The organism is Candidatus Nomurabacteria bacterium, from assembly GCA_023898625.1.
Classification (GTDB): Bacteria; Patescibacteriota; Saccharimonadia; order Saccharimonadales; family JAGQNJ01; genus HK-STAS-PATE-36.
In genome coordinates this window covers 48139-64761 of record CP060231.1, presented here as the reverse complement: position 1 = coordinate 64761, position 16623 = coordinate 48139, and the positions used below count along the sequence as shown (strand labels likewise).

At 40.3% G+C, this 16623-nt stretch carries 11 protein-coding genes and 1 tRNA gene; 3 read left to right on the top strand and 9 right to left on the bottom strand.

Annotated features, from left to right (window positions below):
- The first annotated feature begins 149 nt into the window (after positions 1-149).
- Both H6793_00310 and H6793_00305 read left to right on the top strand, forming a co-directional pair.
- Positions 150-1739, top strand: coding sequence for an NAD(P)/FAD-dependent oxidoreductase (locus tag H6793_00310; GenBank protein ID USN95599.1), 1590 nt, complete (start codon positions 150-152; stop codon positions 1737-1739).
- On the top strand, positions 1720-3459 hold the full coding sequence (locus H6793_00305) for a glycosyltransferase family 39 protein (protein USN95598.1): 1740 nt from the start codon (positions 1720-1722) through the stop codon (positions 3457-3459). The genes H6793_00310 and H6793_00305 overlap by 20 nt, the downstream gene beginning before the upstream one ends.
- 166 nt (positions 3460-3625) lie before the next feature.
- Here H6793_00305 and H6793_00300 read toward each other — a convergent pair whose 3' ends face one another.
- From H6793_00300 to H6793_00280, 5 genes are all read right to left on the bottom strand, one after another.
- Positions 3626-4324 (bottom strand): hypothetical protein, encoded by a 699-nt coding sequence (locus tag H6793_00300; protein ID USN95597.1) that lies wholly within the window; start codon positions 4322-4324, stop codon positions 3626-3628.
- Between the two features lie 191 nt (positions 4325-4515).
- Positions 4516-5925 carry a ribosome biogenesis GTPase Der gene (gene der, locus H6793_00295; GenBank protein ID USN95596.1) on the bottom strand — a complete coding sequence of 470 codons (1410 nt, stop codon included), beginning with the start codon at positions 5923-5925 and terminating at the stop codon, positions 4516-4518.
- A gap of 34 nt (positions 5926-5959) precedes the next feature.
- Positions 5960-6619, bottom strand: a complete 660-nt coding sequence (locus H6793_00290) for an rRNA pseudouridine synthase (GenBank protein ID USN95595.1) — start codon at positions 6617-6619, stop codon at positions 5960-5962.
- Between the two features lie 14 nt (positions 6620-6633).
- Positions 6634-8034 carry a response regulator gene (locus H6793_00285; GenBank protein ID USN95594.1) on the bottom strand — a complete coding sequence of 467 codons (1401 nt, stop codon included), beginning with the start codon at positions 8032-8034 and terminating at the stop codon, positions 6634-6636.
- A gap of 69 nt (positions 8035-8103) precedes the next feature.
- Complete coding sequence (locus H6793_00280) at positions 8104-9855, bottom strand: PAS domain-containing sensor histidine kinase (GenBank protein ID USN95593.1); 1752 nt, start codon at positions 9853-9855, stop codon at positions 8104-8106.
- A gap of 291 nt (positions 9856-10146) precedes the next feature.
- Here H6793_00280 and H6793_00275 point away from each other — a divergent pair.
- Positions 10147-10221, top strand: a tRNA-Glu gene (locus H6793_00275).
- 15 nt (positions 10222-10236) lie between these two features.
- Here the strand turns inward: H6793_00275 and H6793_00270 are convergent.
- From H6793_00270 to H6793_00255, 4 genes are all read right to left on the bottom strand, one after another.
- Entirely contained in the window at positions 10237-12051 is a 1815-nt protein-coding gene (locus tag H6793_00270; GenBank protein USN95592.1) for a hypothetical protein, read from the bottom strand.
- Positions 12052-12264: 213 nt separating this feature from the next.
- Complete coding sequence (locus H6793_00265) at positions 12265-13206, bottom strand: NTP transferase domain-containing protein (protein USN95591.1); 942 nt, start codon at positions 13204-13206, stop codon at positions 12265-12267.
- A gap of 1 nt (position 13207) precedes the next feature.
- Entirely contained in the window at positions 13208-14704 is a 1497-nt protein-coding gene (locus H6793_00260; GenBank protein USN95590.1) for a LicD family protein, read from the bottom strand.
- 97 nt (positions 14705-14801) lie between these two features.
- A complete protein-coding gene (locus tag H6793_00255) occupies positions 14802-16622 on the bottom strand; it encodes a hypothetical protein (GenBank protein ID USN95589.1) in 1821 nt (606 codons plus the stop codon).
- Position 16623: the final 1 nt, after the last annotated feature.

Below are 16623 nucleotides of genomic sequence, written 5' to 3'. Positions count from 1 at the left end.
AGGCAAAGGTCTTTTCCTAATACATGCATTGTCTCTGCTAAAGCTGGGCTAGCAGGAGCTTGGGTGGTGCGTAGATATTGAACCATTACGATAATAATGACTTATCTTTTTTGATATGTCATAATAATTGCCAGAAAGCGCATGAGGGTATGTTAAATAATAAGACGGTGGTTATAGTTGGCGCTGGCCCTGCCGGCTTAACGGCGGCGTTAGAGCTACTTAATAAAACAGGTGTCAAGCCAGTTGTTTTTGAATCAAGCAATCAAGTAGGTGGAATATCAAAGACAGTTAACTACAAAGGCAATAGGATCGACATTGGTGGACATAGGTTCTTTTCTAAGTCTGACGTGGTTATGGATTGGTGGAATGAAGTATTGCCATTGCAAGATAGAGGTATCTCAAGCACAGTAATTAACTACCACAATAATTCAAAACAACTTTCACTCAATACAAAGTTTACCTATTCCAATAACGGCAATGTTATGCTTATTCGACGGAGACAGAGTCGTATATACTATGATGGCAAGTTTTTTGATTACCCACTTACACTTAATGTGCGTACGCTTAGGAATCTGGGTCTGAGTAAATTGTGTTTAGCGGGGATAAGTTATGCTAAAGCCTTAATGTTTCCACGTAAACCCGAAGTGTCTCTTGAAGATTTTTTAATTAATAGATTTGGAGACAATCTGTACAAAACCTTTTTTAAGGAGTATACAGAAAAAGTTTGGGGCGTGCCTTGCGATCAGATTAGTGCTGAGTGGGGCGCGCAACGCATTAAGGGGCTGAGTGTTCACAAAGTATTAACGCATGCTCTTAAATCTAGCATGTCTTTCTTAAAATCACAGGACTATCAGCAAAAGAATATTGAGACAAGTCTTATCGAACAGTTCCTCTACCCAAAATATGGACCTGGGCAGTTATGGGAACGTGTTGCGGAAACAATTCGCGAAAAAGGTGGTGAAATACACTTGAATACACCAGTGGTTAGTTGGAATAACAAACAAAAAATTATTAAGAGCGTTACCGTTTTAGATAAAAAAACTAACAAAAAAACAATACATAAGGCTGATTATTTTATCTCCAGCGTAGCTATAAAAAATTTGGTTACAAATTTTAACGGAAATCCTGTTCCTTTACAAGTTAAAAAAATTGCGACTAGCCTGGAATATCGTGACTTTATAACAGTAGGAGTTTTGATTGGAAAGATTAATAAACAAACTAAACTCTCAGTAGGAGGAAGGCTGGTTGATGACAATTGGATATATATTCAAGAACCTGGCCTAAAAGTGGGCAGGGTTCAAATATTCAATAATTGGAGCCCTGCATTGGTTAAAAACCCAAAGAATATTTGGCTTGGGCTTGAGTATTTTGTAAACGAAGGCGATGATTTGTGGTTAATGAAAGATAGTCAGATTAAAAAGTTTGCAATCAACGAGTTGCAAAAGTTGGAATTTGTTCAGCAAAAAGATGTCATTGATAGTGTGGTGGTGCGTGTTAAAAAGGCTTATCCGGGTTATTTCGGTGCATATAGGGATTTCGATGTTGTGCAACGATATCTCGATAAATACCAAAATTTGTTTTTAGTCGGACGTAATGGCATGCATCGATATAATAACCAAGACCATTCTATGCTTACTGCTATGAGGGCTGTCTATAATATTATAAATGGCGTATTAGATAAAAAGAACATATGGGATATTAACACAGAAGAAGATTATCATGAGATCAAAAATATCTAACTCTGTTACTAGAGCTAAGAAACTATTTTCTATCAATAGACGAAATTTGCTTATCTTATTTATTGCAGTACTATGCATTTATGGTCTGGTTGTAAAGGTTGTTGCTACAACGAAACTTGGGTATTTTGCCGATGAGCCCGATGACTTTGCTATGTTTCTTAATGACTTTGATCAAGTTGATGAATTTTTTTCTAAGGCAAGTGGAGCGGACCAAGCACGTTTTCCGCATGTTATTTCTGCTCCAATATTGCTAGCATTGGGGGATAACCCACTAATCGCAACACGAATTTTATATATAATCATACATTGTATCTATCTTTATGTTCTTTACAAACTATTCAGACTATCATTATCAAAAGTAAAGTCATTCTACGGCATTGTATTGGTGGCATCAAGCGCCTATCTGTTTAGCTTCTCGATCTTTACGATGACTACCAGCAATAATCTGTCATTATTACTCGGTACGTTAATGCTGTATCTGTATTTAAGCAATTTTAATACCCCGTCAAGAACCACAATCAATCAGTTTGCAATTTTTGGCTTAGTTTCTGGTTTAGCAATTGGTTCACGTTTTTTCAGTGCGATTATTTTAGTGTCTATTTTTCTTTACGATGCCTACATAAATCGCCAATCTCTCTTAAAGAACAACAGCTACAAATTCTGGGGTTTGCCTTACGAGGATCTCAATATAGCTTTTACGTTAATCATCGTGCTGATTAACTTATTGCCATTACCTAGTGTATTTAAAGTATTTATGGCATGCGTTCTTATACTTTACTACGTTGTCTATTTTATTTTTGAATATTTTCGTAGAAAAGCCGATAAAACCAAACTGAATTTTATTAACAAATGGATTGTTATCGTTCATACAGCTTTTGTGGCAACTCTTATTTCTTCGCCAATCCACCTTAATTTTATAAATATCGAGAATATTTTTAAATGGTCGGATATCTGGCATAAAGTAGACAATTTTATCAATCCAAGCCGTTCTGATATTTTTACAATTATTGGGTTCAAGACTGGATTGTTTGCAGGAATTATGATGATGTGTACCTTGGTAATTATTGTTTGGCGACGTCAAATGAAGGACTTTATGAAAAGTTATGCCCTATTTCTGTTGATAATTCTATTACATCTACTAGTTTTTATTCAGGTAAAATATGTCATAGCTTGGTACCCGCTATTCATAATGCCGTTTTTTTATTTACCGCTTATATATGTACTTCCAGATAAACCAAGCGATTTAAAAAAGCCACTTATGGCATTATTGCTCGTTGTTTTATTATTGATTCCAATTCACGAACAGTATCGTTACTGGAAGTTATTCCCTTATGGTCATATTGATGGCGCTCAGTATGGAAAGCAGTATATTGGATGGAATAAGCCAGGTATGATTACATTCGAGTCGTTTGATCATATTATAGGATATCTAAAAGATAATCGTAGCACACTTCCGGCAGGGGCGATTGAATGTAATTTTGTACGTAGCGAGCGCTTCAAAGAGTGGGCCATAACTATTATGAATGCATTTCTTGAGAAAGAGAGTTTATCAGATTATTACTGCCTTCCTGCAGTATCCACGAATGATAACCCTAGATATGTGATAACCTCTATATATACTTCTGATGAATCTATTGAAGCTATTCGCAAAAACTATACCGAAGAACATGTATTTACTGAGGCATCGATTCCTGTCGTAATCTTTTGGGTAAAGAAGTAGTATTAATTAAAATGTATTCTGAACACTTCTATTGTAGGGGGTCAATTGTAATCTATTAACTGTGTTTAGCCGTAATTTAATGAAACAAACTCATGCCAGTAGTCTATCAACAAAAATCAGAGTGGTCTAGGCCACTCTGATTTGTGAAGCACCTCAAGAGAGATTCCTATTTTTTTGGTGGAGGTGTTGACGGGGTTGAATTCTTGGCCGGAGCGGTGATAACCCGTTCTATTGTAACGTAGCCTACCCGAGCAGTACTATTTATAAAATTTCCAGTGCCATCAGAGTTAGTAATACTCACTGATCCCCACTTTCGCTGAGGACTTACTGTTATTGAATCGCTACACACCTTGGTATAATCACTAGTAGGTAAAGACGGTGTAGTTTTGGAAACGAGATTATAATCAGGACCGAAACCTTTAGCTCCAATTCTAACAGGATAACTTCCATCAACGCCTCTTACTAGAGCACATATAACTACCTGCTGGCCAGACACTGTATCAAGAAAATCACGTAATTTCTTTGCACCTGGACTATATGTGGGATCTATTATGATTGATCCTCCAGGATTTAATTCTGTTACTGTCTTGTTTGCTTTAAGTCCTGGTGCGGTTTCGGTTAAGTAATGTGCGCTCACTAATTCATAATCTCCTGGTATCAGCATTAAGCTGTCTGATGTCGCCGCAAAACTCTTCAACGTAAAGTATCCCCCACCAAGTATGGCTACAATAAGAATAACTACAAAGAACTGTACCTTCCTACTCTTTAAATCAAAACTCTTACCAAAGAACCCTTTACTCTTGCTTGTATTACTATTCTTACTACTAGTAGTTCTTTTATTCACTACTTTAGTTGTTCTTGCCATGATGGGTTTTCCTTTTTATATGTTTGTTCTTTTAGACTTAATTATCTAACAATAACTATAGCATAAGTATCTTACATACATATGTCAACTGAGATGTTGCTGAGTTGTGGAAAAGTTATGTCGGATAATAGTTTTCATCATGGATTTAACTAGGTGATTATTGATATTTGGCACGCTTATAGCATGAAATATTATAGTTGTTTGTGGTTTGTTTTCTTGTATTCGTACTGGCGGATTCTCTTGTTCTTTTCTTTGGTGGGGCTTTGGCTGTGTTTGTGGGTTTCGTGCTTTTCTATGTACCAGAATTTTAATGGCGTACCAGTTAAGTCATATTTTTCCCTGAATAATCTTTCCATATAGCGTTTATAACTCCAGTGCAAAAACTTTGTGTGCGACCCAAAAACCTTAAAGCTTGGTATGGGGTTGCCCTCTTCATGTGCGATGTAGTTTAGTTTTGGCATACGATTTTTTAACCCTGCTGGAGGATGGGCATCTATTACTTGCCTAAGCCAACGATTAAGTTCAGTAGTTTTGTAGGATTTTTGTCTGTTTTCGGAAATTTCACAAATAATATCAAAAAGTTTTGTAACATTTTGTCCTGTTTCAGCACTAGTAAATATTAATGGAGCCCAAGGGACAAAGATAAAGTTATGCTTTATTTCTGGTGCTAGACTATCTCTTGTATAGGCGTCCTTATCAATACTATCCCATTTACTGACAACTAGAATAAGTCCTCTGCCGGCTTCTTTAATCATACCGGCAATCTTTTGGTCTAGCTGAGTGTTGAGCTCGTTGGCGTCCATAAGGAGCAAGCAAATATCCGCTTGTTCAATAGCGCTAATCGAGCGTATTACACTAAACTTCTCGATTCCCTTTTCTATTCGACCGCTCCGACGGATACCAGCAGTATCCATAAACTCGATCTCTTTATTGTTGTATCGGATTATTGTACGATTGATATCTCTGGTTGTGCCTGCACGATCTGCGACGATTGCTTGTTGTTTTTTAGCAAGAGCATTAAATAGGTGTGATTTGCCAACATTTGGTCTACCTAGTAGCGCGACACGAATTCTATTTTCATCCATTTTGATTGTGCTTTTAGGGATTTGTGCCGTCGTGTCTTCGAGTAGGTCTGAAATACCCCTGTTTTGAGTTGCGCTAGTTAAATGAATATTCTTGATTCCAAGTTTTCTGTAGTCATCAATGGTAGATTTTGGAGCTTTGTCGATTTTGTTTACCAGCAGAAAAACAGGTTTTTGGGTTTTGAGGGCTAACTTAGCCACTCTGCGATCGTCTTCAGTTATGGCGACATTAGATTCAATTACTACCCATATCACGTCAGCACTATCCGAAGCTTGAGTTATCTGCTCTTGTATCGTGAACTCGAAATCATCTTCTGGGTCTTTGATTCCTGCTGTATCAACTAGCCAAAAGTCAGAGTTATTCCATGATGCTTTAGCAAAAATACTGTCACGTGTTGTTCCGGGTTCGTTTGCTACAATTGCCTCTCTTTTGCCTAAAATAGCATTGAAGATGCTTGATTTACCAACGTTGGCTCTGCCAACTATTGCTATGATTGGGACTTTTTGTTTGCTAGCCATATACTTGAATTATATCACAAATATTGTGAAGTATCTATACCTCAATACCTTTAACCTCTATATATTCCCCGGGTTTTAAGTTACCAAGCTTATAGTTACCTATTTGTATCCTGTGCAGTTCGATAACTGTATAGCCTAGTGCACTAAAAGTTCGCCGGATTTGTCGGTTCCTGCCTTCTCTCATTGTAACTTTCCAATTTCTAGTACTACCTTGGAGTTGAATTTTGCTAACTCCATCTTCTAGAATTATTCCGGTTTCTATTCTTTGCTTGTCATCTATCGATAGTGGGCTGTCTAATTTTACTTGGTAAACTTTACTCTTTTTAAATGAAGGGTGGGTTAATTGTTGCGAGAGCCTACCATGGTTGGTCATTAATAGTAGGCCACTCGAATCTTTATCTAAACGGCCTACCGGCTTTAGGTTGCGGTATTTATCAGGAATAATATCGTAAATGGTTTTACTCCCTTGACCGTTATGAGAGCAGACAATATTAATAGGTTTATTGATTAGCAAAAGTTTAATTTCTGGAATGTAGATCTGATGATTATTGAGTTTAATAGTGTCCGATTCTGTAACTTCTTGGCCATGTTTAGCAGGTATGTTGTTAATCAATACTGCTTTCTCTTCGATGGTATTATCGGCCTGTCGACGCGACATACCTGTTGCTAGAGCAACAAATTTATTGATTCTCATGCATTTATTATATCTTATGCTACTGGGGGTGGCAGGGGCTGTCCTGGTGTTGGCTGAGCAGTTTGCTGTTGATTTGGCGCAATAATATCGTTAACAAGTGGTGGGTTAATAGGCGATTCGTTATCTGTTTGTTGTGAGTTTTGGGTCGTAATTGGAGTTGCTATAACTTGGGCTTGTTGATTTTGTGATACTTGACTGGTGTCTAGTGTGGTATTTGCTGGTTGAGGCTGAGTTTGAACAGGTGTAGGAGCTGCCGAAAGCGTACTTCCATCAGGCGTAACAATAGTATTGAATTCCGGAGTATTAACTTCTGGTCCGCTATCTTTACTGGCTATGTCTAGAATACTTTTAGTGGGCGCAAAGACATCGTTAATCGGATTGATAACTTTTTTTCTACCACTAACGCTTGCATCTATTCCTGGTTCTTGGTTGGCGTTTTGATTGGCTGGATCACTCTTTTTGATAATTTGTTCGCCTGCTGGCTTGTCGTTGTTGGGGTCGCCATCATTGTTTGGTGTGTTGGCTTGTAGGGTGCTAGGTGGCTGGGCGAACGAAGTTGGTGGCTCCTGAACGGGTGTTGTAGTTTGAGTCGACTGCGGGGTGGTATCAGCTACAGGTAGTTGAGAGCTGTTTGAGGGTTGAGTCGTTGCTGGTGTGGTATTTGCCGGTTGAGGCTGAGTTTGGGCAGGTGCAGGAGTGGGAGCACTTGTAGTAGCTTGTTGGGGTTGTGGATTTGGTGTTGGCAAGGGTGCTGTTGTAGCTTCGTTAATGTATTGCTGGATTTGTTGTTGTAATTCCTTTTCTTCGTTGGCGGTTGATGAAGCATCATTTGAGGCGATGTCTTGTTGTGTCGGTAGAGCTTGAGGTATAGGTTGTTGGGGTTCAGCTACAGGAGCTTGTGGGTTTGGAGTAATTTGTTGGGGTTGTGGATTTATTGCAGTGGTCTGATTGTCGTTGACTGGTGTGGTATTTGCTGGTTGAGGCTGAGTTTGAACAGGTGTAGGAGCAGGAGCTTGAACCGGTACTCCTCCTACACTAAGTGTTGTTTCTTCGCCTAATAGATCTTTAGCAGAACGTACGACATCCTCAAGGGTTACTTGAGATTTAACAAGATAAAGGTCCGCTCCAAGGCTTTCGGCTTTGGCCTTGTCTTCAGCTTGATTAAGGGCAGTCATCATTATAATCTTTGTGCCTTTTGTCTCTGTTGTGCTACGCAAGATATCGAGCATATCAAAACCACTGACCTTGGGCATCATTATGTCAGAAATTATCAGATCTGGTTTTTCTTTGATTGCTAATGCTAACGCGGCTTCACCGTCGGCAGCAGAAATGATTTCGTATCCTTCTGCAGCCAGACGTGCCTCGTAAATCTCTCGCAAGTTATTGTCGTCTTCGACTAGCATTACTTTTGACATATGTTTTCTTTCTTGTTCCTAGGTTGATTATTCATAATATTTAACATTATTGTAGCATAAGTGCTTTTATCATCCAGTATTGTTTGGGTTTGTCTGGGTCTGACTTTGTTGTCTAGCTAGTGTTGCTTCGGCTTGTCCGGTATTCATACGAGGTATGTTTACATAGAAGGTTGTGCCTTTGCCTCTTTCGCTTTCTGCCCAGATCTTACCGTTATAGAGGTTAACTATTTTTCGACATATAAATAGACCTAGTCCAGTACCGCCTGTAGTTCTAGTTTCAGAGTTGTCGATTCTATAGAACTTTTGAAATAGATGCGGAACATCTTCAGAATTCATTCCAACGCCAGTATCTTTTACAAAAAACTGCACAACTTCATCATCACCTGTGACGCCTAAGGTAATTTTTCCAGAGGTAGTATATTTAATTGCATTGTCTATAAGATTAGAGGCTACTTCTCGTATCCTATCAGGATCTGCATAGATATAAAAAAGTGGATTTAATATTTTAGATCCTGAATGCTTTGAAGGTTCTTGATTTGAACTAACTACAAATTCTAACTCTAGGTTTTTCTGTGTTGCGACCATTCTAGAGTTATCGGCTTGTTGTTCAAGTAAAGTACTGACCTCAATAACTGAGGGGTGATTACTGATTCTTCCATCTTCAGCTTTCGCACTAACTAGTAGATCTTGAAAGAGACGTCCAAGATGTTGGGCGCTAGATTTTGCTTTTTCAAGATACGTTCGTGCCTTTGGGTCAATATTGCTGACTTTTGGATTCAATGCCAACTCAACATAACCCTCGATTGCTGCAACGGGTGTTCGCATTTCATGAGATGCCGTGCTGATAAAGTCACTTCTGGCACTTTCTTCTCGTTTCTTTTCGCTAACATCACGAACTATAATTACGGCACCATATGTCGTCTTGGTTTCTAAATCAGCAATAGCAGAAACGGTCAGATCGATAAATAATTCTGATTGTTTGTCTCTGTGTAACGAGTACTCTCCGCTTACCGGTATCATGTTTTTTATGGCTTTCATGACAGGTTCTTTGTCTAGTTCTATGTCTCTCTCGTTTGGGTTTTTAATATTAAGAACACTTCTATAATGTAGGTCAAGTACATCCTTTGCTGATTTACCGAGCAGGGTTTCTATGGTTGGGTTAACAGAACGAACGACGCCATCGTTGTCTATAATTATCACCCCATCTCCTATGCTGTTGGTCAATAGTTTGACCACTTCATTAGTCACAAAGTATTTCTCAATGTAATTTTGTTTAGTATTGGGGCTAGATAGTTCGTACTTATTTCTTAATAGATATAGCCCGAGTAATGCTATGGTAGTTCTTGTTAGATATACTACAACATCTCCTTTTACTCCCAAAATAGTTGGGGGTGTCGTGCCTGCTATTACCATGCCAGTAATAACTCCAGAAATTGCTAATGTACCAAAAACAAGTATAGGGCCAAGGCATACAGACAAAATGCTCATTAGATACGTTATGGACATGAACAAGGTTGCAGATGTAGAATTCAGGGTTAGTTCTACTATTACTGCATTCGTTATGCTAGCTAGCATATAACCTATTGCATATGCGAGCCATAGATTGTATCGCTTAAATATGCGTAAGATCAATGTGCAATAAATCAGAGTTGTGATCGCAAATGCCACCGATCCCATACTTACTCCTAGCTTTGGGTTTGGATCAATGACTAGTCGTTCTTGCTCTAAGGCTGTGTATGTATATAAAAGTAACAAAACAGAACTATATGCAATGTATAGATAGTTAAGTCGTTTTAACCACTTTTCTGGAAGATGTTGCATGCAATATTCTTATTCCCACCTACTTGCTTATTCTTATAATAGTATCTATTGTTTTAAGATGTAATGCAACTTGAATTTTATTATATCGAGTGGTATTATTTACCTCTGTTATGGCCTCATCGTCTAACGGTTAGGACACCAGGTTCTCATCCTGGCAATCGGGTGAAAATTGCCTGAGGCAATTTGCAAGGAAATCTTCTTTTGAAAACTTGTTTTCAAAAATGAAGTTTCGGGCCCGCCAGAGGTGGGTCGATTCCAATCGAACCTCAAGTATATTACAATTTATATCATGGCCTCATCGTCTAACGGTTAGGACACCAGGTTCTCATCCTGGCAATCGGGGTTCGATTCCCCGTGAGGTCACCAATTTACTGCCATACTCTACCCAACAAACTTCTTCTGTCTTTTGAATTTCTTAAGGATAGCTAGGGTACTAGTAGCTAAGACTAATAGGCTACCTACTAGGGCTACAGCAATAGTGTTTTGTCCGGTATTGGCTAGTTTGTCATTGCTGGTTATGGTTGTAGCTTGTCCTTCAGTTACTACTACACTGTATGGCCCTAAGGTTTCCGTGGAACTATCTGGTTTAGTGATTTGTATGGTTACAGTATGAGTACCGGGTGCTAGATCACTAGGTAGAGTACAGCTCCAGTTACCAGAACTATCTGCTGTAGCAGTACAGACTACTGGGTCTGAGTGTACAGTTACTGAGACAGTAGAGTTAGGTGTAGTTGTTCCAGAGAAGGTTGGACGTTTAGGGATAGTAGGGTTACCAGTTAGTGATATAGTACCAGAGCCATTAGGATTGTTGATGACTGCTGAGCTACCTGATTCAGGATCTGGGTCTGGATTAGACATTGCTAGTTCGTAGGCTCCTGCATCAAAGGCTCCACCTTGTGGGCGAGCTACTCCTCTAGCATCTGTTGTCATACCAGATACAGTTGTACCAGCATTAATAGCTGGGGAACCTTCTTGTAGGGCTAGAGTTGGTACTTCTCCACCATTGTCGGTGAGTACTCCCAGGAAGGAAGCCAAACTAGTTTGATTGTGTTTGTCAGAGGACTGAGTTAGATAGGTGCTGAAGCTATTGTCGCTAGAGATATTACCGCCGTTGCTATTAATGGTGAACGTTGGAGTACCAGAGCCAGAGCCTGTGTATCTATAGTAGTTCACTGCATTAGCTGTGCCATCTCCTACAGTATAGAGATCGTTTTGGGCGGTGTGGGTGATGGTGCCATCACCTTCCGCGACATCCATGATAGCTGCCGCCGGATATGATCCAGCAACGGTGTTGGTTATATTACTGAAGGTATTGTTTGTGGTAGTGTAACTAACTTGAGTACCAGTATAACTTTCAGAGCCGGCGGCAATACCACGAGCTACCGTATAGAATTGATTTCCATCACCATGCAGATCTGTGAAAGTAGAGTTTTTGACATTAGCATTTAGTGTAAATCCTGAGCCGGCCTGGATCATAAGACCTGCTGGTCCATCTGCAAAGGTCGTGCGATCAATATTTACCGTTCGGCTGCCACTCCCCCCCATGACGGTGGCTACCATCAAACTCATGCCCGAGCCACTCAGAGAACCATTGTGCAAATAGCTATCTATGACATCTATATTACTGTTTTCGGAAGCGATAGCTTCTTGAGCTGCGTCGTTCAAATCTATGTCTAGACTGTCTACGGTCATGGAACTAGCGCTTGTTACTGTAATTCCATAACCACCTGTCATACTAAAATCACGAGCTTCGAACACTCCAGCAGAACTACCTCCATAAAAACTAAGACCTGCGCCGTCAAGAATAGACACTCCTTTGCCTTGTCCTATAATCTTTACCGGATCATAGAACTGCTCTAGTGTTGATCCTGGCCCCGTAATAGTCCCCACTGGTAGATTGATGGTATCGTCGGTACCGTAGGCTCCGGTTTCTACACAGTCTGCTTCGGTTCTAGTGCCGTTATTGATGTTAGTAATGGCTTCGTCTATTTGGCAGTTACCATCAGCAGTAGCAGAGCTAGATCCGGTAACTACATTAAAGGTAGCTGCATGAGCTGATTTAGGGCTAAAGATTAGTACAGTAGCTAGTAGAAATAAAGCAAAGCCTAGTTCTTTAGCTAGGGGTATAATACTTGTTCTATTGTTTGTATTGTTACTACTAGTGTATCTAGTATGATAACGATTGTTTTTGACCATTTGTTTTATTCTCCTTGTTTGTATATGTATCTATTTATGTTTTATATATAAATTCTTATTTATATATAAGAACCTATTTAACTTATTAGATAGATCTTATTTAGTTTTATATTGATGTTTCCACGTCAACGACTTGTTAAATTACGCTAATGGTTTTATGATAACTCTAAACAAAGCGAATCACAAGAATTCTTATAGTATTTTTGACAACTATTAAGAATATTTGCGTCTTGAAGATTCTTTTTCTAGACGTCGGAGGTCACACAACTCTTGATGAGTATCAATCTCTATAACATCGTTAATTTGTAGTGGGCGAGCATGGATGGTGTATTCGCTTGTTTGCTTGTCGAACGGGACTGATTCTACAAAACGATGTTGATTATTGGGCCTCGCAACAACATCTACAATATCTTTCTTTAACTTGTTGACTTCTGCTGGTGCCCAGTACATGATCCCCACAAATCTATGTGGAGCTCCATGAGATTCGTTGGAGTAGCCGTGTGCTAAATGGGTAATTCCAATACTTCTATCAGCATAAAAATGCCAGTCATTCTCTACCTCTCCTGGTATGCCACAGTAAGAACTATGGTATTCGTAAGGGCGAATTACGTTTTGGCCTTTTATGTAAAGATCTCCTTCTATTAGGTACGCTCTGGCAAGTAAGTCTATAGCTAAATGTGTAGATACAATAGCCTCAGATGTATCCCAGTGAGGGTTATCTATAAACTTTATGTGAGGGTACTTGGGTAGTAACAAATCATAGACTTCACCTTGGTAGCCTCTTACTATTGTTATGTCTGTTATTCCGGCATTTGCTAGGGCATCAAGTTGAGTTTCTATGATTCTTTTGCTGTGAACCTTAACCATCGGCTTGGGTATATCTTTAGTTGCTGGGCGCATACGCTCGCCTTTTCCTGCACCCAAGATAACTGCTCTTTTTACACGGTAAGGCTCTAGGGCTTCTAGGGCTTGGGGCTTGGCAACTATTTGGTCTTGGGTGCGACGCACCAACCTCTTGCGTATCAAGCTAAGAATAGCTTTGCTTATTTCTGAAGGGTCTAGTGTAGGAATCTGCTCAATTATCTTTGACTCATCAATACCGTTACTGCGGACTATCAGCTGAAGGAGCTCGAACTCGGTATTAGATAAATCCACGCTAACTCTGCTTTTGTTTAATGGGGTGTATTTTCAGATATTGCTCAACGGCTAGCCTATCAGCTGTCATATCTTCTATAGTTCCACGAAGCTTCATGTTGCATTGGTCGTTTTCAAAGGTCCAATTCTTGTTCGGTTTGCGCCAGTCTGGGCCATAAATTGCCACTAGGTGCTCCTTGGCATTTTTTGGAACCCAAAATTTGCTTCCCTCAAAGTCGTGGCGAACCAATGGCTTATAGCTAGGAAGTTCACAATCGAACTGCTTTGCTCTATTGGAAGTATTGTATGGCTTGAATAATGTATATAAGCATGAATATATTTTATCGGAAGGCTTCTTGTCGTTCTCCACCGGATAATAAAAGAACATGTCTAGGTGTATACCAACTCTGCCTACGGTTATAATCATGCCGTCATCAGGCTTGCCTTGAAGTCTTAAGATGTTACAGCCGTATCTATTGATTAGCTCGTGAATGACTCGTATGTCAAAGTCTTCTGCCCAAACACCAAGGTCGATATCTTCGTCGTGAGATATAAAGCCGTTTTCTCTGATGGCTCCTAGCAAAGTTCCATCACTAAGCCAGTGGGTACATTTGTATTTATCTAACACATTAGTTACGTCAGTCAGTAGCATTAAGGCAAAGGCCTGGTTCATGCCTTCTTTGTTGTCCTTAGCCGTAGGCCAATTAATGCCGTGTTGTTGGTCGGTTTTAATAGATTGGTCACGTAACCTTGTTATTAGTTCTCTGGAATTTGGCTGACGAGTAGATTGCATGTATGTCTTGATACGTGCTTGATTGGCTAGATAAACCGGATTATCTGGTTTCTTTGCTGGTGCAAGAACATGCTCTAGGTGCAAGGATTTGCCAGGAATTCTTTGTAATCTTTTACCGCTTAGTACTTCGCAGGCCATGGCAAATGCTCCATCTTCATGACCCCAACCTACAAAGCCACTGTCAAAGCCCCGTACTAGATCCCACAAATCTCGGCGAACAATAATGCAACCCCCCAGTGGTTGAGTATGGGTGTATTGGGTCATATGTTTTTGCCAATCACTGGTTTCGTCTTGAAGTAGCATTTTGGTGCCGTTAAAGTCTAGTTCCCAACGCTCTACATACGGATAGACAACAGCTCCGGTTTCTAGAGCTAATGCCACACCGTCTTTGATTTGTTGGGGGTTGATGACAGTATCGGCATCGTGAATAACAGCCACATCCCAATCGCCAGCTTTATGACCAGCCTGGTTACGTGCAAGGCTAAGATTGTAGGTAATAGGAGTTTTGGGGAAGTGCTCGCCGATATACATTGGATAATCCAGTGTTTGACTTATCCAACTGCGAACATGCCCCCAGATTTGGTTTCTTGAAGGATCTTCGGAACTAAAGGGTACTAGTAATACAACTCTTGGTTCTTTGTTGTTTGGCTTAGTGGATTTTGGTTTACTGACACGTGTTTTGGCAGACTTTGTCTTAATAGTCTTAGGCCTAGCACTCTTTCCCATTAGTTATATTCTACAATAAAACCCATACTACTTGAAGCATTGTTCTGTTGTTGAAAAGAGGTATGTCTTACTTTTATGTACTAGTGTAGAGGTATATCTACCCAACAAACTTCTTCTGTCTTTTGAATTTCTTAAGGATAGCTAGGGTACTAGTAGCTAAGACTAATAGGCTACCTACTAGGGCTACAGCAATAGTGTTTTGTCCGGTATTGGCTAGTTTGTCATTGCTGGTTATGGTTGTAGCTTGTCCTTCAGTTACTACTACACTGTATGGCCCTAAGGTTTCCGTGGAACTATCTGGTTTAGTGATTTGTATGGTTACAGTATGAGTACCGGGTGCTAGATCACTAGGTAGAGTACAGCTCCAGTTACCAGAACTATCTGCTGTAGCAGTACAGACTACTGGGTCTGAGTGTACAGTTACTGAGACAGTAGAGTTAGGTGTAGTTGTTCCAGAGAAGGTTGGACGTTTAGGGATAGTAGGGTTACCAGTTAGTGATATAGTACCAGAGCCATTAGGATTGTTGATGACTGCTGAGCTACCTGATTCAGGATCTGGGTCTGGATTAGACATTGCTAGTTCGTAGGCTCCTGCATCAAAGGCTCCACCTTGTGGGCGAGCTACTCCTCTAGCATCTGTTGTCATACCAGATACAGTTGTACCAGCATTAATAGCTGGGGAACCTTCTTGTAGGGCTAGAGTTGGTACTTCTCCACCATTGTCGGTGAGTACTCCCAGGAAGGAAGCCAAACTAGTTTGATTGTGTTTGTCAGAGGACTGAGTTAGATAGGTGCTGAAGCTATTGTCGCTAGAGATATTACCGCCGTTGCTATTAATGGTGAACGTTGGAGTACCAGAGCCAGAGCCTGTGTATCTATAGTAGTTCACTGCATTAGCTGTGCCATCTCCTACAGTATAGAGATCGTTTTGGGCGGTGTGGGTGATGGTGCCATCTTCTGCGTATTCAAAAATAGCCGTTGCTGGATATGAACCGGCAACAGTATTAGTTATGTTACTGAAGGTATTGTTGATGGTGATGTAGTTGATTTGGTTACTAGCATTATTGCCCAAAAATAAGCCTATTCCTGCTCCACTTTGATACATTGAATTTGCATCGCCATGCAAATCCGTGAAGGTCGAGTTTTTGACATTAGCATTTAGTGTAAATCCTGAGCCGGCCTGGATCATAAGACCTGCTGGTCCATCTGCAAAGGTCGTGCGATCAATATTTACCGTTCGGCTGCCACTCCCCCCCATGACGGTGGCTACCATCAAACTCATGCCCGAGCCACTCATATCGCTATTATGCAGATAGCTGTCCCGAACAGTTAGGTTAGAATTCTCTGTATAAATAGCCGTCGTTCCTGTGCCTTCAAGATCAATATCTACATTATTTACTGTTACATCTGCTTCTATGCCACCGATACCAACCCCTTCGCCGCCACCCGTCATAGTAAGGTTACTTACTTCCAAAACACCTGTACCATTGCCAAATAAGCCGATAGCAAGATCGTCCACAACCGACACTCCTCTGCCTTGACCAATGATTTTGGTAGAGTTGTTTAGTAGCGCCAGACCCGAACCAGATAGTGACCCGTCGATAGTCCCAACAGGCAGGTTGATGGTATCGTCGGTGCCATAGGCTCCGGTTTCGATACAGTCTGCATTTGTTCTTGTGCCGTCGTTAATGTTAGCAATGGCTTCTTCTAGCTGACAGATGGAGTCAGCATTTGTCGCGCTAGACCCAGTAGCTACGTTAAAGGTAGCAGCATCAGCTGACTTAGGGCTAAAGATTAGTACTGTAGCTAGTAAAAATAGAGCAAAGCCTAGTTCTTTAGCTAGGGGTATAATACTTGTTCTATTGTTTGTATTGTTACTACTAGTGTATCTAGTATGATAACGATTGTTTTTGACCATT